At 66.3% G+C, this 20,567-nt stretch carries 18 protein-coding genes and 1 tRNA gene; 12 read left to right on the top strand and 7 right to left on the bottom strand.

Going from position 1 to position 20,567, the window contains the following annotated elements:
* Position 1 precedes the first annotated feature (1 nt).
* The 4 genes from AC04PH_RS11675 to AC04PH_RS11660 form a co-directional block, all read right to left on the bottom strand.
* Positions 2-1,123 (bottom strand): DNA polymerase III subunit delta', encoded by a 1,122-nt coding sequence (locus AC04PH_RS11675; protein WP_483065907.1) that lies wholly within the window; start codon positions 1,121-1,123, stop codon positions 2-4.
* Positions 1,120-1,740, bottom strand: a complete 621-nt coding sequence (tmk, locus tag AC04PH_RS11670; protein WP_483065906.1) for a dTMP kinase — start codon at positions 1,738-1,740, stop codon at positions 1,120-1,122. Before tmk ends, AC04PH_RS11675 begins: the two co-directional genes overlap by 4 nt.
* 3 nt (positions 1,741-1,743) lie before the next feature.
* Positions 1,744-2,958, bottom strand: a complete 1,215-nt coding sequence (locus tag AC04PH_RS11665) for a D-alanyl-D-alanine carboxypeptidase family protein (RefSeq protein WP_483065905.1) — start codon at positions 2,956-2,958, stop codon at positions 1,744-1,746.
* An 88-nt stretch (positions 2,959-3,046) separates the two neighbouring features.
* Entirely contained in the window at positions 3,047-3,931 is an 885-nt protein-coding gene (locus AC04PH_RS11660) for an SPOR domain-containing protein (protein WP_483065904.1), read from the bottom strand.
* A 246-nt stretch (positions 3,932-4,177) separates the two neighbouring features.
* Between AC04PH_RS11660 and AC04PH_RS11655 the strand changes: the two genes are divergently transcribed.
* Positions 4,178-4,267, top strand: a tRNA-Ser gene (locus AC04PH_RS11655).
* 108 nt (positions 4,268-4,375) lie between these two features.
* Positions 4,376-5,695, top strand: a complete 1,320-nt coding sequence (locus AC04PH_RS11650; protein ID WP_483065903.1) for a cytochrome-c peroxidase — start codon at positions 4,376-4,378, stop codon at positions 5,693-5,695.
* On the opposite strand, the gene AC04PH_RS11645 is transcribed toward AC04PH_RS11650, so the two are convergent.
* Both AC04PH_RS11645 and AC04PH_RS11640 read right to left on the bottom strand, forming a co-directional pair.
* A complete protein-coding gene (locus tag AC04PH_RS11645) occupies positions 5,692-7,131 on the bottom strand; it encodes a CRTAC1 family protein (RefSeq protein WP_483066190.1) in 1,440 nt (479 codons plus the stop codon). The genes AC04PH_RS11650 and AC04PH_RS11645 overlap by 4 nt on opposite strands.
* Before the next feature lie 38 nt (positions 7,132-7,169).
* Positions 7,170-8,429, bottom strand: coding sequence for an ROK family protein (locus AC04PH_RS11640; protein ID WP_483065902.1), 1,260 nt, complete (start codon positions 8,427-8,429; stop codon positions 7,170-7,172).
* A 219-nt stretch (positions 8,430-8,648) separates the two neighbouring features.
* Here AC04PH_RS11640 and xylF point away from each other — a divergent pair, with 219 nt between their 5' ends.
* From xylF to AC04PH_RS11595, 9 genes are all read left to right on the top strand, one after another.
* A complete protein-coding gene (xylF, locus tag AC04PH_RS11635; protein WP_483065901.1) occupies positions 8,649-9,686 on the top strand; it encodes a D-xylose ABC transporter substrate-binding protein in 1,038 nt (345 codons plus the stop codon).
* Between the two features lie 156 nt (positions 9,687-9,842).
* A complete protein-coding gene (locus tag AC04PH_RS11630; RefSeq protein ID WP_483065900.1) occupies positions 9,843-11,135 on the top strand; it encodes a sugar ABC transporter permease in 1,293 nt (430 codons plus the stop codon).
* Positions 11,135-11,887, top strand: coding sequence for an ATP-binding cassette domain-containing protein (locus tag AC04PH_RS11625; RefSeq protein ID WP_483065899.1), 753 nt, complete (start codon positions 11,135-11,137; stop codon positions 11,885-11,887). The genes AC04PH_RS11630 and AC04PH_RS11625 overlap by 1 nt, the downstream gene beginning before the upstream one ends.
* Entirely contained in the window at positions 11,887-13,320 is a 1,434-nt protein-coding gene (gene xylB, locus AC04PH_RS11620; protein ID WP_483065898.1) for a xylulokinase, read from the top strand. The genes AC04PH_RS11625 and xylB overlap by 1 nt, the downstream gene beginning before the upstream one ends.
* Before the next feature lie 116 nt (positions 13,321-13,436).
* Positions 13,437-14,339, top strand: a complete 903-nt coding sequence (locus AC04PH_RS11615; protein ID WP_483065897.1) for a hypothetical protein — start codon at positions 13,437-13,439, stop codon at positions 14,337-14,339.
* Complete coding sequence (locus tag AC04PH_RS11610; RefSeq protein ID WP_483065896.1) at positions 14,339-15,214, top strand: HesA/MoeB/ThiF family protein; 876 nt, start codon at positions 14,339-14,341, stop codon at positions 15,212-15,214. The genes AC04PH_RS11615 and AC04PH_RS11610 overlap by 1 nt, the downstream gene beginning before the upstream one ends.
* Positions 15,211-16,410, top strand: a complete 1,200-nt coding sequence (locus tag AC04PH_RS11605; protein WP_483065895.1) for a hypothetical protein — start codon at positions 15,211-15,213, stop codon at positions 16,408-16,410. Before AC04PH_RS11610 ends, AC04PH_RS11605 begins: the two co-directional genes overlap by 4 nt.
* On the top strand, positions 16,407-17,384 hold the full coding sequence (locus tag AC04PH_RS11600; RefSeq protein ID WP_483065894.1) for a nitroreductase family protein: 978 nt from the start codon (positions 16,407-16,409) through the stop codon (positions 17,382-17,384). Before AC04PH_RS11605 ends, AC04PH_RS11600 begins: the two co-directional genes overlap by 4 nt.
* The gene (locus AC04PH_RS11595; RefSeq protein WP_483065893.1) at positions 17,381-18,583 is read left to right on the top strand and encodes a glycerate kinase type-2 family protein; all 1,203 of its coding nucleotides are present in this window, start codon (positions 17,381-17,383) and stop codon (positions 18,581-18,583) included. Before AC04PH_RS11600 ends, AC04PH_RS11595 begins: the two co-directional genes overlap by 4 nt.
* A gap of 132 nt (positions 18,584-18,715) precedes the next feature.
* Here AC04PH_RS11595 and AC04PH_RS11590 read toward each other — a convergent pair whose 3' ends face one another.
* Positions 18,716-20,002 (bottom strand): cytochrome-c peroxidase, encoded by a 1,287-nt coding sequence (locus AC04PH_RS11590; protein WP_483065892.1) that lies wholly within the window; start codon positions 20,000-20,002, stop codon positions 18,716-18,718.
* Here AC04PH_RS11590 and AC04PH_RS11585 point away from each other — a divergent pair.
* Positions 19,994-20,491, top strand: a complete 498-nt coding sequence (locus AC04PH_RS11585) for a tetratricopeptide repeat protein (protein WP_483065891.1) — start codon at positions 19,994-19,996, stop codon at positions 20,489-20,491. The genes AC04PH_RS11590 and AC04PH_RS11585 overlap by 9 nt on opposite strands.
* The last annotated feature ends 76 nt before the right edge of the window (positions 20,492-20,567 follow it).

Here is a 20,567-nt window from a genome sequence, read left to right as displayed (position 1 = left end):
CCTAGGTTGCGGCGACACTCTGCGCCGTCTCTTCGATCTTGAAAACCATATCAAGGATCAGCGCGGCAGGGTCAAGGTTCACCGCCCGCCCGTGCCGCACCCGCGCGGACAGGTCCTGTTGCAGTTGCGCCCAGCGGCGCGCGGCATGATCGTCGGGCGACAGGCGGGCCAGCAGCCGCGCCTCGCCCGGTGCGGCCTGCGTCGCCGGTTCGCCCATCAGCCCGGCACGGGCCGTACGGGACAGGAACAGATCGCACAGATCAAGCAGGAGGCCATAGCGGGTATCGTTCTTCGCCCCGACGCAGGCGTTGGCGAGTGCCAGCGCTGCGGTGCGGTTGGCATGGGGCAGACCGTCGAGCAATTTGACAAGTTCGGCATAGAGCGGCAGCCCGTCGTGGTTCAGCAGGCGGACCGCATCCCCGGCGGAGCCTGCGGCCAGCACGGTCAGCGCCTCGGTCGCATCGGCGGTATGCCCGGCCTGCGCAAGTGCGTCGCGCAGATCCGGGGCAGCCAACGTGTCGCAGCGCAGCGCCCGGCAGCGTGACCGGATCGTCGGCAGCAGGCGCGAGGGCTGATGCGTGATCAATAGGATCGTGGCCAGCGTCGGCGGCTCTTCGAGTTCCTTCAGGATCGCGTTCGCCGCGTTCCGGTTCAACTCATCCGCCGCATCCACGATCACCACCCGCCGCCCGCCGTCCGCCGCCGACATATGGAAAAATGACTTGAGCCCGCGCACAGCATCGACCGTGATCTCGGACCTCAGCTTTTTCGTTCTGTCGTCGCAGGGGCGGCGCACGACGAACAGGCGCGGGTGCGCACCCGCGGCGATCAACCGTGCATCCGGGCTGTCCGGCGCGATGGCGAGCGTCGTTGCGGGCGGTGGCGTGCCGAACAATCCGTCGTCGGTGGGCTGCAACAGCAGAAAGCCCGCGATCTTCCAGGCAAGTGTGGCCTTGCCCACACCGCGCGGGCCGGCGATCAGCCAGCCGGAATGCAGCCTGCCGGAATTGAACGCCGCGAGGAAATCCGCTTCGGCCCGGCCTTGACCGTAAAGAACGGGCGTTTCGCGCGGATGCGGCGCGCCCTCGATCCGGTCCGGTTCGGGCAGGACTTCGTCGCTCATAGCCGGGCCGTGGCCTGCAATGCCACCTCCACCGCGACATCGGTGGCGGGGCGGTTGCCGTCGATCACGACACAGCGGTTCGGCTGCGCCTTGGCCAGCGCAAGGAACCCATGGCGCAGGGTTTCCTGGAACCCCAGCCCGAAATCCTCGAACCGGTCCTCGCCGGACTTGCGGGCCAACCCGCGTTCAAGCGCCGTCGCCGGGTCCATGTCGATGATGAACGTAAGGTCCGGGTCCCGCCCGATCATCAGGTCGTGCAACTGATCCACGACATGCCGCAGATCGCCGCGCGTGGCCCCCTGATAAATGCGCGTGCTGTCGGCAAAACGATCGGTGATCACGGTCTTGCCGGCGGCGAGCGCAGGCTGGATCGTTTTTTCCAGATGATCGCGGCGCGACGCGGTAAAAAGCAGGATTTCGGTCTCCGCCGACCAGCGGTCCGGGTCGCCCGTCAGCACAAGCTGGCGGATATCCTCGGCCCCCGGCGCGCCGCCCGGCTCGCGGGTCAGAACGACATCCTGACCGTCCTGCCGCAATCTGTCGGCCAGCATCCGGGCCTGCGTGGATTTGCCCGACCCGTCGATCCCCTCGAAAGAGATGAAGGTGCCTTTGCCCAAGGTTCAGGCCGCGTCGTCGGACAGGATGGTCGGCATCTCGGCGTTTTCCGGGCCGAACTTGTTCCACAGTACACGCGCGGCGACACGCAGCCGTGTCTCGAACCCGCCCTGCGCGACGGCGTTGTCGGTAATCAGCGGCAGCCGTGTTTCCGGCAGCCCCTCCAGCGTGATGATCAGCTCCCCGACCTCCTGACCGTCGGCGATGGGGGCCTCCAGCGGTCCGTTGTAGACGACCTCTGCCGCGATCCCGTCGTTGTTCAGTAGCGGCACCAGAAGTTTCACATCCTCGGCCACGGTCAGCCCGACGCTGCTTTGTTCGCCCATCCAGACATCGGCCTCGGCCAGTCGTGTGCCTGCGCGCACGACCTCGCGTTCCGCGAACTGCCGGAACGCCCAGTTGACGATGCGTTCGGCCTCTTCGGCGCGCTGTTCCTGCGTCTCCAGCCCAGTGATGACGAAGATCACGCGGCGGTCGCCCTGCTTGGCCGATCCGACGAGGCCGTAACCCGCCTCCGACGTGTGGCCGGTCTTCAGCCCGTCGGCGCCGATCCCCAGCCCCAGCAGCGGGTTGCGGTTCTGGCTGTTGGCGGGCGCGCGCCCGTCGAATTCATACTCCTGCTCGGCAAAAAGCGGGTAGAACGTCGGGTAGTCGGTGATGATGCGATTGGCCAGAACACCAAGATCGCGCATCGACATGCGGTGACCGACAGCGGGCCAGCCGTTGGAATTGGCGAAGGTCGAATTCGTCATGCCCAGCTGTTGTGCACGGGTCGTCATCAGTTGTGCGAATCCGGCCTCCGTGCCGCTGGGCGACAACGCCTCGGCAAGCACGCAGGACGCATCGTTGCCAGACAGCACGATCACGCCGCGCAACAGGTCCTCGACTCGCACCCGGTCATTGGTGTTCAGGAACATGGTAGAGCCGGTATAGTCCTTGCAGTGCTGAGATACCGGCAGCACGTCGTCGGCGGTCAGGGTTGCGGTCTGGCCGTTCAGCGGGCTGATCGCCTCGAACGTCATGTAGATCGTCATCAGTTTGGACATGGACGCGGGCGGCAACGGCTCGTCTGCGTTCTTTTCCAGCAGGACCGTGCCTGTCGTCTGGTCCATGACGAAGGCCGCCGTGGCGCGGGTGTCAAAGCTCTGTGCTGCAGCACCCAAAGCAGTTACGGACCAGAACAGGCAGACAAGGGCAGGGCGCAGGAAATCGTATCTCACGGGGGGCAGGCTCCGTCTGGGGGTCGCCTACGGTGGCCGCGGGCGACGACATTGGTTCAGGCACGGCCCGGCAGCAGGCCGCACGTCGTCAGTTGCTTACAAAATACGCGTCGGCAAAGCCAAGCGTCTTTACTTTGTCGAGGATCGCTGCGCGGTCCGCCGCCGTCGGCGCAGGCCCCACGATCACACGCCAGAACGGGCGACCCTGGCTTTCCTGGGCCAGCACGCGGGTCGAAAGCCCGTCAGCCCGCAACCGGTCCGCGGTGCGTGTCGCATTCGCCTCGACGCTGAAAATGCCGATCTGGACGTAGGGTTTGTCAAGCGTGCTGGCGGCCGGGGTCGGCGCAGGCGCGGGTGTCGGGGCGGGTGTCGCGACGGCCACCGGTGTGACCGGTGCGTTCGCTTCTGCCGCATCGATGGCGGCGGCGGCCCCTGCGATCGGATCGAGCGATGTCGCGGCAACCTCGGGCGGCGTATCGAAATCGGTAACGGCGGCGGGTGTCGGCTCCGGTGCTTCCTCGCGGCGCAGCGCGATCACCGACAGCGTGGCAGGCGCACCGGCCAGCACACCCAGTTCAGCGGCGGCATCGGACGAGACCTGCAACGCGGGGCCGGGGTTGTCACGCTCGCGGCGGAACAGCGCGCCGATGACCGTCTGATCGTTGGCGGTGTTGCGGATGATCACCCGCTCCGGGTCGGTCACGTCGGGGTGGGCCACCCAGACACCGCCCAATGACGGCCGCCCGTCCCACAGGCCGGGCTCCGTGACCGAGAAAATTTCAGGGGCTTCGACATCGCGTTCGACAAGTGAAATGCTGTCACCGGATGCGATAGCCGTGCCACTGCCCGCAGGATCGCCCGCGCCGAGAAAGCTGAACGCACCGGTCTCGTCGCAGCCCGCCGCGACCAAAAGCGCCGCGATGGCCAGCCCCGTCTTGCGTATTCCATGTCTTTTCAAATGTTTGCCCGCCATATCTCGCCCCTTTGTCTGCGCCCCGGGTTGGCCCGGATGCGGCCGGCACCGATTGCTTCGATGCCCTGCTGTCGTCACTTCGTCGTGTCACCGGCACGATCACTTTGGATACGCTGTCGGCGATTTTGCCGCAGGCTAGCCGTTTACGTGTAATTTTGAAAGAGAGGAGCGTGGCCCTTCGGCGGATTTCCTCACCCGGTGAACGCACTTTCCGAATCGCGACGGAGCGCCTATGAGCATCCCGTCGGAGGCTTGGCAGAGTGGTCGAATGCACCGGTCTTGAAAACCGACGAGGGTGAAAGTCCTCCCAGGGTTCGAATCCCTGAGCCTCCGCCAGTATTTCCCGCAGCCTTGAAACCTTCGTGCACCACACGTCCGAAGAACCGCGGTTGAACCCCGGTGGCCAATCGCGGATGTTGCCATCGGAACGGGGTGGAGTTGGCCATGCGATCAGCGATCTGGATGACGGTGGTGCCGTGCCTTTGCGCAGGCATGGCTTTGGCCACGCCCTTGCCCGATCCGGTGACGGATGACGCCTACCGCCCGGTCGATCTGGCCGAGGCGAAACTGGGGCAGTTGCTGTTCTACGATCCGATCCTGTCGGGCAATCGCAATATTGCCTGCGGCACCTGCCACCACCCGGATTTCGGCACGGCGGACGGGATGGCGCTGTCGCTGGGCGAGGGGGGGATCGGGCTGGGGCCTGACCGGGTGGCCGACCCCGACAACCTGCCCGAACAGCGCATCCCGCGCAACGCGCCTGCGCTGTTCAACCTTGGCGCGCATGAGTTCACCGTCCTGTTCCACGACGGCCGGATCGAGGTGGACGCGCGCCGCCCCGGCGGTCTGCGCACCCCGATGGATGCCGATATGGTCGCGGGGTTCGACACGCTCTTGTCCGCGCAGACGATGTTTCCGGTGCTGAGCCGGGACGAGATGGCGGGCGGGCATCGCGAGAATCCGATCGGGCGGGCGGTGCGCCAGGGACTGATCACAGGCGAGGGCGGGGCCTGGGACCTGATCGCGCAGCGGGTGGCGGACATTCCGGAATATGCGGAGGCTTTCGAACGCGTCTATCCGCACATCGCGGCACCCGAGGATATCGCCTTCACCGATATCTCCAACGCCATCGGTGTGTTCATGGAACACGAGTGGCGGTCCGACACTTCGCCTTTCGACGCCGTGCTGCGCGGCGAGCGGGACTTGCCACCGTTGCCCGCCCGCGGGATGGCGCTGTTTTACGGCGATGCGGGCTGTGCTGACTGCCACAGCGGGCCGTTTCTGACAGATCACCGGTTTCATGCGATGGCCGCGCCGCAACTGGGGCCTGGCAAGGCCGCCACCTTTGAAGATCACGCGCGCGACGAGGGGCGGTTCCGCGTGACCGGCGACCCTGCGGACCTCTACGCCTTTCGCACGCCTTCGCTGCGCAATGTCACCATGACCGCGCCCTATGGCCACGCGGGTGCCCATGCCGATCTGGCCGGTTTCATCGCCGACCATGCCGTCCCGGCGGCGGCGCTGGCCCGGTTTGACCGGTCGCAGGTCGTGCTGCCCGCAATGGACGTGGTCGATTTTACTGTGCTGGACGATCCCGCACAGATCGCCGCCATCGCAGGGGCGGTGACGACCCCGCCGGTGAATCTGAGCGAAGACGACATCGCGGCACTGACGGCCTTCATGGAAGCGTTGACCGATCCGGTCGCTTTCACCGGGCGCTTGGGCGTTCCGGAATCCGTGCCGAGCGGGCTGCCCGTGCCCTAATCCGCATTGATGAAGTTTGTCGTCTGATTGGCCGGCACCTGCTGTGACACTTCCGTGCCGTCGGGCCAGATCACCGTGACCTCCGCCCGGTCGGCATCGCCCAAACCGAAATGCAGCGGCAGGGCCTGTCCGCCCGCGTGCCCGCCGCCGACCGTCATCTGCCGCGATTGCAGCCTGTCGGTTTTTACCCGCACCACCGCGCCGATGGCATTGCGGTTCGGACCGTTCTGCGAAAGTGCCACACGCAGCCAGTTGCCGGTGTCGGGTGTCACGTTGCGATAAAGCTCCAGCGGCGCGCGCCGGTTCCCCACGACCAGATCGAGCCGCCCGTCGCCATCGAAATCCGTCAGCGCCGCCCCGCGGGACCGGTCCAGCGTGGCTATTCCGGCAGTGGCGGCCATTTCTACGAAAGTCCCGTCGGGTTGCTGCATTAGCAGGTTGTTAGGATCGCGCGTGGCCATGCCGGGCATCTGGTCGACGTTGCCCTTGGTGATGAACAGATCCGCGCGCCCGTCATTGTCTACATCGCCGAATTCCGCGTGCCAGCCGGTCGAGGGTCGCCCGTCGCCGCCAGTATGCGGGCGCTGCGCGTAGGTGCCGAGGCTGTAGGGCGCGTTGGCGTAGGTGCCGTTGTCCCGCGCCAGTTGCAGCAGTTGGTCGCCCATCGAGGTCAGCATTACCTCGTCCCGGCCGTCGCCGGTCAGGTCCGCGCTGGCGATCCCCATGCCCCAGAGCGATACGTTTTGCCAGCCGTCTTCCGGCCCCAGAAACCGGCCCTCGCCAATGTCCCACATCTGCTCGTGACCGCCGCTGACATAATAGTGGCGGTCGTTGGAGATGCGCAGGGTGGGTCGTTCACGTGCGTCCCGGGCGGCGAGCATGGACAGCGGGCAGAAGCCGGGGGCGAGGGTTTCGCTGGTGTAACCGCCGTCGGTCGGGCGCAAGATCGCGTTGTCATCGCAGGCCTCGAACGGGCCGTCCGGGTCCGTGCGGTCCACGTAGTTGCCTAGGGCCAGCGTCGGGCGGTCATCGCCGACATTCCACCAGGCGGTGAACGCGGTGGTCCACTGGTCGCTTTGCGGGATGCCCCAATCGGCGGTCGCATTCGTAAAGCCGCAGTCGAGACCGCCACGCAGAGCGACGTTCGGCCCCGCGCGCATCACGAAAAGGTCCATGACCCCGTCGTTGTCGATGTCGAGCGGATAGGCCCCGGTCACGCTTGTCAGTTCGGGCAGCGGCGTGTCGGCAAAGGTGAAATCACCCGTGTTGCGGATCAGACGGGCCGGGCCTGCGCCGCCTGCGACAAAGATGTCGGGCAGGGCATCGCCGTCGCAGTCGAACACCGCGACACCACCGCCCACGAAATGCTCCCATCCGCCGGTATAGCTGTGATCGGGCAGGGCGGCAGAGCGATCCTCGAACAGCGGCTCGGCCATCGCGGGACCGGCCAGCAGCAACGCGGCGCACAGGCGGATCACGCCCGCGCCTCGCCCAGCACCGCATCCGTCACCGCCGACAGCGCCAGCGCCGTCGCTCCCCGCGCCCAGACCTGATCGCCCCAGCCATGGATATCCACCCGGCAAGGCGCGCGCCCCTCCGAGAGTGTCAGGCTTTGCATCTCTGCCAGCACCTCTGCCGCATAAAGGTAGTCATACCGCATCCGCGCGCCCGACAGGATGATCAGGTCGGGATCGAAAAGCTGCACGACGTTCGACAGGCCCACGGAAAGATACCGCCCGGCGCGTTTGAAGATCGTGCGGGCGGGCAGGTTGCCGGCCTTGGCCTGCGTATAGAGCGTTTCCAGCATCGTATGCGGGCTTTGCAGATTGCGCGGGTTGCGGTCCAGCGCTGTCGCCGCCTCCCGCGCCAGAGCGTAATCGGCGAGATAGGCTTCCAAACACCCGCGTTGCCCACAGCGGCAAAGCGCGCCGTCCAGGTGCACCTTGGTATGGCCCAGCTCCAACCCCATGCCGCGCGACCCGCGAAACAGCCGGTTGTTCAGCACAAGCCCCATGCCGACACCGTTTTCGATGGTAACGACTGCAAAATCCTTCATGTCCCGCCCGGCCCCGAACCAAAGCTCGGCCAGCGTCAGCATATTGGCGTCGTTGTCGATATGGGCGGGGATGCCGAACCGGGTGTGAAAGGCTGCAGCCAGATCGACGTCACGGTCCAGCAGTAGCGGGGACCAGGCAATGACACCCGCCGCATGATCGACGATGCCGGACACACCGATGCCCACCGCGCTGATCTGCGGCAGCGCAACGCCAGTGTCACGCAAAACGACCTTCAGCAGGGTGTCGATCTCGTCGAGAACCTGACCGCAGGTTTTGCGATGGCTGGTCGTGGGTCGTGTCGCCTCTTGCAGCGTGCGGCCGGAGAAATCCGACAACATGATCGAATGACGTTCGTCCGACAGCTTGATGCCGATCACGTAGCGTGCGTCGGGCACGATCTCCAGAGCGACAGGGGGGCGGCCCCGTCCACTTTCGCGCGGGGCATCCTCGACCTCGCGCAGAAGGCCGGCGGCGATCAGATCGGCCGTCAGCACGGTTGCGGACCCGGCGCTGATTCCAAGCGCGCGGGTTACGTCGGCGCGCGCCGCCCGGCCGCTGGCCCGCACGTGCTCGAAAACCTGCTGACGCATCGGGCGGCTGTCGGTTTCAAGCGCGGGCAGGACTGGTCCGCAGCCTGCGGCACCGTCCTGCCGTAGGTCCGGTTGCGCATCATCCATGAATAGCGGCCATATTTTCTGCACCTGCAAAAATAAAGATTGGTTTGAAAAAGAAGTCTGCCCGGATAATCAATTCGAATCCAGCCCAATTTGCTATGGACCGGGGCGCAATCATCTTTTTTATTTTGACAGATGAACTAAATAGCGGCAACCTGCGCAAACGGGTTGATCGACTCGGCTTGCACGATACGTCGCGCGGGCAAACTCTGGGAGGAAAATATGCATAAGACAATTATCGCCGCCGCCATCGCCGTGGCCGGTTTCAATTCGGCCGCTCTGGCAGACGCGCATGGCGTGACCGTCGGCGTCAGCTGGTCCAACTTTCAGGAAGAGCGCTGGAAGACAGATGAGGCCGCCATCAAGGCCGCGCTGGAAGCTGCCGGTGCCACCTATGTCTCCGCCGACGCGCAGTCGTCGTCGGCCAAGCAGCTGTCGGACGTGGAAAGCCTGATCGCACAGGGCGTCGACGCGCTGATCATCCTGGCACAGGACAGTGCGGCCATCGGCCCGGCTATTGATGCCGCCGACGCCGAAGGCATCCCTGTCGTGGGCTACGACCGTCTGATCGAAGACCCGCGCGCATTCTACCTGACGTTCGACAACGTCGAAGTGGGTCGCATGCAGGCGCGCGCCGTGCTCGAAGCACAGCCCGAAGGCAACTACGTCATGATCAAGGGCTCGCCCACCGATCCGAACGCAGACTTCCTGCGTGGCGGTCAGCAAGAGGTGCTGCAGGCGGCCATCGATTCCGGTGCCATCACCATCGTTGACGAGGCCTATACCGACGGCTGGCTGCCCGCCAACGCGCAGCGCAACATGGAGCAGATCCTGACCGCCAACGACAACAACGTCGACGCGGTCGTGGCGTCCAATGACGGCACCGCCGGTGGCGTCGTGGCGGCACTGACGGCGCAGGGCATGGAAGGCATCCCTGTCTCGGGTCAGGACGGCGACCATGCCGCGTTGAACCGCGTGGCGCTGGGCACGCAGACCGTCTCCGTCTGGAAGGACGCACGCGAGCTGGGCAAGGCCGCCGGTGAAATCGCCGCCGAACTCGCCATGGCGGAAGAGGGCGGCATGGTCGCCATCGAAGGCGGCCAGAAGTGGACATCGCCCGGTGGCACCGAACTGAACGCCATGTTCCTGGCCCCCGTGCCGATCACCGCCGACAACCTCGATGTGGTCGTCGATGCGGGCTGGATCACGCAAGAGGCGCTTTGCCAGGGCGTGACCGACGGTCCATCGCCTTGTAACTAAAGGGTTCTCCCTATTCGGTCCGTTGCACTTTTTGCAGCGGGCCGACGCACTTTGCCATCACCCTGCCGGAAAACCGTTCTGCCACGCGTGTTCGCCCACGGTTGCCATGACCGTTTTCAAGTCAGTTTTCAGCCGTCCACAGCCCGGAGCCTTCGCATGTCCGACGCGACCAAGACCGACGCGCCCCCGCGCAAATCATTCCTGCAGACGCTGGAAGTCGACACCCGCCTGCTGGGGATGATCGGGGCGTTTCTGCTGATCTGCATCATCTTCAACGTGTTGACCGACGGGCGTTTCCTGACCCCGCGCAACGTGTTCAACCTGACGATCCAGACCGTCAGCGTGGCGATCATGGCCACCGGCATGGTCTTCGTCATCGTCACCCGCCACATCGACCTTTCGGTGGGCGCGCTGCTGGCGACCTGCACGGCCGTGATGGGCATGACGCAGACGCAGTGGCTGCCGCAGATGATGGGGTTGGACCTGGGCCATCCGATGATTCCCTGGATCACGATCCTGGTCGGGCTGCTGACCGGTGCCGTCATCGGCGGCGCGCAGGGCTGGCTGATCGGTTATCAGGGCATTCCGGCGTTTATCGTGACGTTGGGCGGCCTGTTGATCTGGCGCAACGTCGGCTGGTATCTGACAGCGGGCCAGACGATCGGGCCGCTGGACCAGACGTTCCTGCTGTTCGGCGGGATCAACGGGACGCTGGGCGCGTCGCTCAGCTGGATCGTCGGCATCCTTGCGACCGTCGCGGCACTTTTCGCGCTCTGGTCGGCACGGCGCACCAAGGTCGCGCATGAATTCCCCGTCAAGCCGATGTGGGCCGAGGTCGCGATGATGGCGCTCGTCGCCGCGGCGATCCTGGGCTTCGTCGCGATCCTGAACGCCTATGGCGTGCCCGAGCGTGTTATCGCCCGCGACCCCGCACTATACGGTTGCGCGGACGCGGAAGGCTGTGTCGCCGCCTACGGCATTCCCTATTCGGTGCTGGTCCTGATCGCCGTCGCGGTCATCATGACTGTCGTGGCGCGCCGCACCCGGCTGGGGCGCTATATCTTCGCCACGGGCGGCAACCCCGACGCGGCCGAACTGTCGGGCATCAATACCCGCCTGCTGACGGTCAAGATTTTCGCCATCGTCGGCGTGCTCTGCGCGCTGGCGGGCATCGTGGCCTCGGCCCGGCTGGGCTACCACACCAACGATATCGGCACGCTGGACGAATTGCGCGTGATCGCCGCGGCGGTGATCGGCGGCACGGCGCTGTCTGGGGGCATCGGCACGATCTACGGCGCGATCATCGGCGCACTGATCATGCAGTCGCTGCAATCGGGCATGGCGATGGTCGGCGTCGACGCGCCATACCAGAACATCGTGGTCGGCGCGGTGCTCGTCTTCGCCGTCTGGGTCGACATTCAATATCGCAAGCGGACGGGAGCGAAGTGATGGCAACGCCTTTGGTAGAAATGAAGGACGTCTCCATCGCTTTTGGCGGCGTCAAGGCCGTGGATCACGTGAGCATCGACCTCTATCCCGGTGAAGTCGTTGGGCTTTTGGGTCACAATGGTGCGGGCAAATCGACGCTGATCAAGATGCTGTCGGGCGCCTATAAAATGGACAGTGGCGAAATCCGCATCAACGGTGAAAAGGCCGTCATCAACTCGCCCCGCGACAGCCGCGACTACGCGATCGAGACGATCTATCAGACGCTGGCGCTGGCCGACAACCTCGACGCCGCCAGCAACCTGTTCCTGGGGCGCGAGCTGACGACCGCCCTGGGATTCGTCGACGACAGCCGGATGGAGTCCGAAACCCGCAAGATCATGGCGCGGCTCAACCCGAACTTCAAAAAGCTGAAAGTTCCGGTGTCGCAACTGTCCGGCGGGCAACGGCAATCCGTCGCCATCGCCCGTGCGGTCTATTTCAACGCGAAAATCCTGATCATGGACGAACCCACCGCCGCGCTCGGCGTGCACGAGACCAAGATGGTCGCGGAACTGATCCAGGAGTTGAAGAAACAGGGTCTCGGCATCTTCCTGATCAGCCACGACACCCGCGAAATGATGGAGCTTTGCGACCGCGTCGCGGTGATGAAAAACGGCAAGATGGTCGGGGCGGAACGGGTCGAAGACGTGACGGAAGACGACATCCTGTCGATGATCATCCTGGGTAAGAACCCAAGAGACAAGGCCGCCTGATGTTCATCGGGATTGATCTGGGCACATCGTCTGTCAAGGCGGTGCTGATGAACGACGCGCAGGATATCGTCGGCGAACATTCCGCGCCGCTCACCGTGCAACGCCCGCATGACGGCTGGTCCGAACAGGACCCTGACAGTTGGTGCAGCGCCGCAGTCACCGCGCTGAAGGCGCTGGCGGCGGATCACGATTGCAGCGCGGTTGCGGGCATCGGGCTGGCCGGGCATATGCACGGGGCCACGCTGATCGGGGCCGACGACAAGCCGTTGCGCCCCTGCATGTTGTGGAACGACACGCGCAGCCACACACAGGCCGCCGCGATGGACGCGCAGGCGCAGTTCCGCGACATCACCGGCAACATCGTCTTTCCCGGTTTCACAGCGCCCAAGGTCGATTGGGTCCGCGAGAACGAGCCGGAGATCTTTGCGAAAATCGCCAAGGTCCTGCTGCCCAAGGATTACCTGCGCCTGTTCCTGACCGGCGACCACGTGTCCGAAATGTCCGATGCCGCAGGCACCGCCTGGCTGAACACCGGCGCGCGCGACTGGTCCGATGACCTGCTCTCGGCCTGCCACCTGTCGCGCGACCGGATGCCGTCGCTCGTCGAAGGCTCTGCCGTGTCGGGCAAGCTGCGGGCCGATCTGGCTGCCGATCTTGGCCTGCCGCAATGCGTCGTGGCGGGCGGGGCGGGCGACAACGCCGCCGCCGCCATCGGTGCCGGCACAGTGCGCGACGGCACCGCCTTCGTATCGCTCGGCACATCCGGCGTGCTGTTCGCGGCAACCGATGGCTACCGCCCCGATCCCGAAACCGCGGTACATACCTTCTGCCACGCGGTGCCGGGCACCTGGCACCAGATGGGCGTGATCCTCGCCGCGACGGATGCGCTGAACTGGCTGTCCAATCTCACCGGGCAAAGTGCCGCCGATCTGACACGCGATCTGGGCGATCAGCGCGCGCCGGGCCGCACGCTGTTCCTGCCCTATCTGGGCGGCGAACGCACACCCCACAACAACGCCGCCATGCGCGGGCAGTTCCTGCATCTCGACCATGCGACCGATGCGCTGGCGGCGGCGCGCGCCGTGCTGGAAGGGGTCACCTTCGCGTTCGCCGATTGTCAGGAGGCGCTGGCCGCGACCGGCACGACGATACAGACCGCGCTGGCCATGGGCGGCGGCGCGAAATCGGAGTATTGGTTGCGGGCGATTGCCACAGCACTCGACATCACGCTGGAGGTGCCGCAGGCGGGCGACTATGGCGCGGCGCTGGGTGCTGCACGTCTCGGCATGATGGCCGCAACCGGCGCGGGGGCAGAGATCGCGACGCAGCCGCCGATCGCGCGCAGCGTTACGCCTGTCGCGGGGCTGCGCGCGGCCTTCACCGATGGCCACGCCCGCTACAAAGCCGCTTACGCCGCGTTGAAAGACCTCTAGCACCGCGCCCTTGTGCGCCCGTCGCCCCGCGCCTAGTCTTGCGCAAAACCCGGGCGGGGGCAGGGATGCTGGGCACCATATTCAAGGCGATGCGGCGGGGGCATATGAATGTCACCATGCGCTCTGGGCGCGATCTGACCGTGCGCCTGATGGAACGGCCGGGCCTGTGGATGGACGCCGACGAAATCGCGGCCCTGACCGCCGACCTGCGCCACATCGCGGGCAAGACGCTGGCCGCCGGTGCGCTGGATTACGGTGTGTTCTCGGGCGACAAGACCCGGCTGGAGCAAACGATCATCACCCTCGTCAGAAAACGTGACGGCACACCGGTCGCCTTCAACGCCCTGGCCGTGATGGAGGTCGCGACAGAGCCCGCCCAGACTGAGGTGCTGCATCTGGGGCTGGTCATGGTCGACCCTGATCAGCGCTCGAAAAGCCTGTCCTGGGTGCTTTACGGGCTGACCTGTTTTCTGATCTTCCTGCGCAGGCAGTTCCGCCCGGTCTGGGTGTCGAACGTCACACAGGTGCCTGCGGTGATCGGTATGGTGTCGGAGATGTTTTCCAACATCTACCCGCGCCCGGTGGGCGACCGACGCACGCTCACCCATCTGATCCTCGCGCGGCGGATCATGGAGGATCATCGTGCGGTCTTCGGTGTCGGTCCCGATGCCGGGTTCGACGAGGAAAATTTCGTGATCACCAACGCCTATACCGGCGGGTCCGACGATCTGAAAAAGTCGTGGGATCAGGTGACGCTGCACCGCGACGAAAAGTTCAACACCTTCTGCGCCGACCGCCTCGACTACGCGCGCGGGGACGACATTTTGCAGCTTGGCGTCATGGACCTGCGCGCGATCCGCACCTATCTGGTCCGCGACGTGCCGCGCACGGCACTGGCGGGGGTGCTGGCGACGGGGATCTTCGTGGCACTGCAAAGGCTGATCCTGCCGGTGGTCTATTGGGCAGACAGCGGCAAGCCGTGGTCGATCCTGCGGCCCGCAAAAGGCACCGGGCGCTGATGTTCAGCTACGCCGAAATGACCACCCGCAACATCGGTTTCGTGACCGAGGCGGAGCAGGAAAAACTGCGTGGCGGCTGCGTCTTCGTCTGCGGCACGGGCGGCATGGGCGGCGCGGTGGTCATGGCGCTGGCGCGGATGGGCGTGGGCCATCTGATCGTCGCCGATATCGACCATTTCGAGGTAAGTAACCTGAACCGTCAGGTGTTCGCTTTCGCCGAAACCATCGGGCGAAACAAGGCCGATGCCACGGCAGACCTTTGCCGCGCGATCAACCCCGAGATGCAGATCACTGTCTATCACGAAGATTGGCCCGACCATCTGGACGCGATCCTGAAGCAAGCTGCCATCGTGGTGAACGGCACCGACGATCTGGGCGCGTCGCTGCTGCTTTATCGCGCCGCCCGCGCCGCCGGGAAAGCGGTGATCGACGCCTACGCCGCCCCCTTTCCTTCGGTCTATGTCACGCAGCCGGGCGATACGCCGCATGAAGAGCGACTGGGCTATCCCACCATTGGCACCGCTTGGGACAAGCTGACGGAGGATCAGCGCGCCACCGCATTTCTGCGGGAATCCGAATGGGTTGTGATCCACTCCTCATCCCGTCACCACATCGATCTGGAGCTTGTCGGAGAGGTCGTCGCCGGTAGGCGCAGCCGGATGTCGTTTGCGCCGATGGTGATCCTGACCGGGCAGTTGATGGCCTATGAGGCCGCTGCCGCAGTTTTGGGCCGGGCGCATGGCGCAGACAATCGCGGCTATTTCCTCAATCCCTACAAGGGGCGCACGGAGCGGCCGAAACCGCGCTGGCTGGCGGCCTTGATGCGGCCTGTCGTGCGGCGGTTCCTGATGCGGCTGGCGGGGGATGCAACGTGATCGCCAGCGCCAATGTCATCACCGATCTTTACCTGTCCATCGCGGCGCTGATCGGGCTTTACGTGCTGGTCCGTGTCCTGCGGGCGCAGGATGCCGACGATCCGATAACCCGCCGGTTCCTGTTCGGCCTACGCGTGACGATGCTGCTGTTTGCGGGACGGGCGCTGGTCGTGTTGACGGGCGGCGCGGGTTTTCGCTTCGTCGTGCTGCTGGCCGCCGCGCTGTTGCCGCTGGCGGTGCTTCTGCTGACCGAAGGGCTGCTGCGCCGCCACGCGCCGCGCTGGATCAAGCTGGGTGTGGCGGGTGGCACGCTTTTCTTCGCATTGCTCGCCTTTGCCGCGGCATCATGGGTGGAGCCGTTTCGCCTGAACGCGCTGCTGGTCTTTCAATTGGCGGGGTTCGGCGCGGCGGGCTGGATGGTGCTGACCCGCGACCGGAACAGCCTGTCGGCGGCGGAGAACCGGACCGTCGGGCGGCTGGGCCTGTCGCTGTTCCTGCTGATCCCGTTGATCGGGGCGGATTTCCTGATGGTGCTGATCGGGTTGCCAGTGCAACTGTCGGCGATCGGTGTGCTTGTGCTCTGCTGGCTGGCCATCGGGCTGCGCCGGGCGCAGACCGGGCATGGCGCGCCGCTGATGGCGCTGGCGCTGACAATGGCGGTGGCGCTTGCCATTGGCGCGTTGCTGCGGGCGCTGGTGCCGCTGGCACCGGGCGGCACGGTGATCGTCACCGCGATCATCCTCGCCGCGATGCTGCTGCTGGCGATCCTGAACGATGCCTATGCCTTGCGGACGGAGGCGCGCAGTCACAGCCTTTTGCGGCGGCTCGCGGCTGCCCCGACGGATGATCCCATGCGGTTTCTGCGCGATCTGCAGGCGCATCCATTGGTCGACGGGGCCGCGGTCGTCACCCCCGATCAGATCGCCGATCTGGACGACGGCGTGCTGGATCGGATATTCACCGCGTCGCCGGTGTTGCGGCAGGCTGACCCGCCGCGGCTGGATCAGGACGCGACCGACCATATCCAGCACCTGTTCGCGCGCTTTGCCGCCACGCATATCCTGCACGTGTCGGGTGACCCGCGCCTGATGGTGGCCCTGGCGATGCCGGCACTGGCGACCGCACCGATGGCGGAGGCGGAGTTGCAGGTGGTCCAGCGCATGGCGGCGCTGATCGCGGCAAAGGGGGCGGTATGATTTCCGACGAAACCTTTGCCGGAGTCGTGACGCGCGCGAACCTTGCGCCCTCCGTCCACAACACACAGCCCGCCCGCTGGCGGCGTGACGGTGACGACCTGCTGATCGCCGCTGACCTGCGCGTGACCCTGCCGGTCGGCGACCCGGCAGGATACGACACGGGCCTGTCCTGCGGTGCGGCGGCGGAGGCGACGGTGCTGGCGTTTGGGGATGCCGGGTTCGAGGCGGATGTGACCAGCCGCTGGGCCGACGACGACCGCCACACCTGGCCCGGCCACCGGATCGCAGCCCGGCTGCGCCTGTCGCAGGGACAGGCGGCGGACCCGTTGGTCCGGCGGTTGGAGGATCGCGCGACGTGGCGCGGACCGTTCCGGGACGAGGTGCCGAAGCTCTACGGCTGGAGCCGCCCGGACACGGTACTGGTCCTCGATGCGCCGTCCCGCGACTGGCTGGCGGCGCGCAACGACTGGGCCAGCCTGCAGATCATGCGCGGCAAACCGTTCCGGCGCGAATTGCTGCACTGGATGCGGCTGTCGGAAGGACATCCGCGTTACGCACATGATGGGCTGAACCGCGAAAGCCTGCGGATGGATGTCACCACGGCCCGTGCCGCGCGCTGGGCGCTGGGGCCGTTCTGGCGGCTGCTCGATCTGGTCGGGGCGACGAAGGGCCTGACAGCAGAGGCCGAGGCGACCCGGACCGCACCGGTCATCGCCTGTTTCCACCGCCCGGCGGATGAGGACCCTGTCACGGCGGGCCGCGCCTATCTGCGGCTGTGCCTGGAGGCCGCGAACCTCGGGTTCGCTGGGTGGCCGATGGCGGCGTTGTCGGACCACCCCGACACCCGGGCCGAGATTTGCGACCGCTATGCCATCGGCCCCGACCGGCGGCTGGTACAGGTCATCCGTTTCGGCGTACCGGCGGCAAAAATGCCGCCGCGTGCAAGACGACCCCTCAGGGAGATACTCGCATGACCGAACACCGCAAGCTGGCGCGCAGGCTGTTCGACGCAGGCGTCGCTGCCGCCGCGCCGGACGATGCCGTCACGCGTCATCTGGGTGGGCTTGACCGCCCCGCACAGATCGTGGCGGTGGGCAAGGCGGCGCTGCGCATGGCGGGGGCCGCTCTAGCGGCGCATCCGGGTGTGCCCTGTCTGGTCGTGACGAATTATGAAAACGCGGCGGACCTGCCCGGTGCCACCGTGATGGCGGCGGGCCACCCGGTCCCGGACGCGGCCGGGGCCAGGGCGGCAGCGGCGGTTCTGGACACGGTGGGTGCGGCAACCGGCCCTGTGCTGGTGCTCGTCTCCGGTGGCGGATCGGCGCTGCTGCCTGCCCCTGCGGGGGCGATCACGCTGGACGACAAGGCGGCACTGAACCGGCTGCTGCTGGGTAGCGGGCTGGACATCCGGACGATGAATCTGATCCGCCAGCAGGTGTCGCGGATCAAGGGCGGCGGTCTGCTGCGCGCCGCCGCCCCGCAGCCTGTCACGGCGCTGATCCTGTCGGACGTTGTGGGCGACGATCTGTCGGCCATCGCCAGCGGTCCTACGGTGGCCCCGCTTGGCACCGCGGCGCAGGCGATGGCCGCGATGCAGGCGGCGGGCATCTGGGATCAGACCCCGGCCAGCGTACGGGAGCATTTGCGGAATGCGCAGTCGGATCCGCCGGCGCTGCCGGAGGCGCGCAACATCCTGATCGGATCGAACGGGCAAAGCGTGGCGGCCATGGCGGCTCTCGCACCGGATGCGCATGTGATCGCCGACCCCGTCGAAGGCGACGTCGCCGACGCGGCGCGCGTGATCTGTGACGCGGCTGGCCCGGGCATCACGCTCTGGGGGGGTGAGACGACGGTGCAGCTGCGCGGCACCGGGCGCGGCGGGCGCAACCAGGAACTGGCCCTGCGGATCGCGCGCGAGGCCGTGCGGCGCGGCTGGACCCGCTGGACCTGCCTGCAGGGTGGCACGGACGGGCGCGACGGTCCGACCGATGCGGCGGGCGGGCTGGTGGACGACGGCACGCTCGGGCGGATCGCGGCGGCGGGCGGCGATCTCGACGCGCTATTGGGTAACAACGACAGTTATGCGGCGCTCGATCTGGCGGGTGACCTGTTGCTGACCGGGGCGACGGGTACCAACGTGGCCGATCTCGGCGTTCTGATCCGGTCGGACTGAGGTTTTGCGCCGTGCTGCGCACGTCGCGAGAGGGCGGGGGCGGCTGCGCCGCCCCCGCCTGTCTGAGTATTTTGGGCAAGGTGATGCGGGAAGGTGCGCCCCGACTGGCGGGTTGGTCGCCCGGCGGCGATGTCAGTCGACGGGCAGGCCGCTTGGGACACTGTCGGGACGGCCGAGCGGGCGTGTCGCCGCGGTTTCTCCGGTGAGGGCGTTCAGGAAGGCCACGAGATCGGCGATCTCCGCCTCCGAGACCTCGAAAGGCGGCAGGTCGCGCACCGCCGCTTGTCGTGCCATTTCCAGCCGGTCGGCGCGGATCGCGAAATCACCCGCGGCGAGCCAGGGGACATCGGGCAGCGCGGCCATTGCCGGTGTCCAGTGGTCCTGGCCCGCGTGGTGGCGGATCATGTCGGCGAGCGTGGGGTAAGCGCCGTTGTGGCCGTAAGGAGCCGTCAACGCGACGTTGCGCAGGCTGGGGGTGCGAAAGAGGTAGGCGTCTTCGGCGCGGTTGGTAAAGCCCATGCGGCCCACGTCGCGCGGCATGGGATCCCATTGCCGCGTGCGGCCGGGGCCGAAGGCGGGAAGACCCAGGGCATGGAACTGCTGATCGGTAAAAAGCGGGCCAGAGTGACAGGCGGCGCAGCGCAGGTCTTCGAAGAACAGCTGGCGCCCGCGTTCGGCATCTGCGGGCAGGGGGGTGCCTGTCAGCCAGGCGTCGTAGGGGCTGTCGTTCGAGCGCCACTCGGAGGTGATGAAAGCGCCCAGGGCATTGCCGATCTCGACGATGGTCACGTCGCTGGGTTCGTCAATATGATCAAAGGCCTGCACGAACATATCGCCGTATTCCGGGATCGTGCGCACGCGCTTGGCGAGGATCGGCCAGGCGGTGTCGATCCGGTCGTGGATCGCGCCCGCGATCTCGTTCTCGCGGGGGTTGCCGGCCATCTCGAACTGTGCTGTCAGCGGGAAGAGCGCCTGCGCCGCGACGAGGTTGTCGAGGCCGGGCGGCAGCCATTCCTGCGCGGGGCTGTCGTAGCCGTTGCCGTAGATGTCGGAGTGCGACAGGCGGCCATCGTGGAACAACACGTCGATAGAATTATGACCGAGATTCCAGAGGCTTGGCGCGTTGCGCGGGATGCGTTTCGGGATCGCGTCAGGGCCGGTACCGGCGGTGCGCAGGGGGCCGACACCCGTGCCGCCCTCGCCGATGCCGAGCGACAACCCGTCGGTGCCCGCGTGGTCGTGATGGTGGCAGGTGCCGCAGGAGATATTCCGGTTGCCCGACAGGATCTTGTCGTAGAACAGAAGCTGCCCGATGCGGGCTTGATCGGGGTCGAAGGGGATGTAATCGTCGTCGGTGATGACCTGCGCTGTGGCCGTCGCCACGCCGAAAACGAGGCCGAGGAGAGCGGTATGAAACACGTGCACAAGGCGTGCACCGGGCGTGCACTGGTTTTTGCGCTTCTTGCTTTCGCGACTCCGGTTGCTGCCGACATGGAAGAGGCGCGCGATCTGATGGAGGCGGGGGAGTTCGAAGCGGCGCGCGGGCTGCTCGACATCTACGCCCGCTCCGGCAACGCCGAGGCGGAGGAGTTGATCGGCGTCATGTATGCGCTGGGGCTGGGGGTCGCGCGCGACGACGAACGGGCGTTCGACTGGTATCTGCGGGCGTCTTTGAAAGGCCATGCGGGCGCGCAATCCGGTCTAGGCTGGTACTACGAAGTCGGCCGCGGCATCCCCGCGCCCGATCCGGTCAGAGCGTATCTGTGGTATGCCTTGTCGGCAATAGGCGGGGACGTGGACGCGCCGGATTCGCTGGAGGAAATCACGCCAAGGTTGACGGCGGAGGAGCGGGCGCGGGCGCAGCGGCTGGTGGATGACTACAAGGGGTGGATGTATCCGTTTCGGTGAGGGCGGAATTAAATATTCGTTAACCGTGAGTTGCGAATTTCGCAACTTCATCGTTGCGTTTATTTCGTTTGTGCCT

The organism is Yoonia sp. KMU-150 (assembly GCF_056858355.1).
Note: the sequence above shows the minus strand (reverse complement) of the source record. Positions and strands in the feature narration are given on the sequence as shown.

Excerpts from the sequence above, each read along its gene's own strand:
- AC04PH_RS11675 (WP_483065907.1), bottom strand. The coding sequence starts at position 1,123 with ATGAGCGACGAAGTCCTGCCCGAACCGGACCGGATCGAGGGCGCGCCG.
- AC04PH_RS11660 (WP_483065904.1), bottom strand. The coding sequence starts at position 3,931 with ATGGCGGGCAAACATTTGAAAAGACATGGAATACGCAAGACGGGGCTG.
- AC04PH_RS11650 (WP_483065903.1), top strand. The coding sequence starts at position 4,376 with ATGCGATCAGCGATCTGGATGACGGTGGTGCCGTGCCTTTGCGCAGGC.
- AC04PH_RS11645 (WP_483066190.1), bottom strand. The coding sequence starts at position 7,131 with ATGGCCGAGCCGCTGTTCGAGGATCGCTCTGCCGCCCTGCCCGATCAC.
- AC04PH_RS11640 (WP_483065902.1), bottom strand. The coding sequence starts at position 8,429 with ATGGATGATGCGCAACCGGACCTACGGCAGGACGGTGCCGCAGGCTGC.
- xylF (WP_483065901.1), top strand. The coding sequence starts at position 8,649 with ATGCATAAGACAATTATCGCCGCCGCCATCGCCGTGGCCGGTTTCAAT.
- AC04PH_RS11630 (WP_483065900.1), top strand. The coding sequence starts at position 9,843 with ATGTCCGACGCGACCAAGACCGACGCGCCCCCGCGCAAATCATTCCTG.
- AC04PH_RS11625 (WP_483065899.1), top strand. The coding sequence starts at position 11,135 with ATGGCAACGCCTTTGGTAGAAATGAAGGACGTCTCCATCGCTTTTGGC.
- xylB (WP_483065898.1), top strand. The coding sequence starts at position 11,887 with ATGTTCATCGGGATTGATCTGGGCACATCGTCTGTCAAGGCGGTGCTG.
- AC04PH_RS11615 (WP_483065897.1), top strand. The coding sequence starts at position 13,437 with ATGCGCTCTGGGCGCGATCTGACCGTGCGCCTGATGGAACGGCCGGGC.
- AC04PH_RS11610 (WP_483065896.1), top strand. The coding sequence starts at position 14,339 with ATGTTCAGCTACGCCGAAATGACCACCCGCAACATCGGTTTCGTGACC.
- AC04PH_RS11600 (WP_483065894.1), top strand. The coding sequence starts at position 16,407 with ATGATTTCCGACGAAACCTTTGCCGGAGTCGTGACGCGCGCGAACCTT.
- AC04PH_RS11595 (WP_483065893.1), top strand. The coding sequence starts at position 17,381 with ATGACCGAACACCGCAAGCTGGCGCGCAGGCTGTTCGACGCAGGCGTC.
- AC04PH_RS11585 (WP_483065891.1), top strand. The coding sequence starts at position 19,994 with ATGAAACACGTGCACAAGGCGTGCACCGGGCGTGCACTGGTTTTTGCG.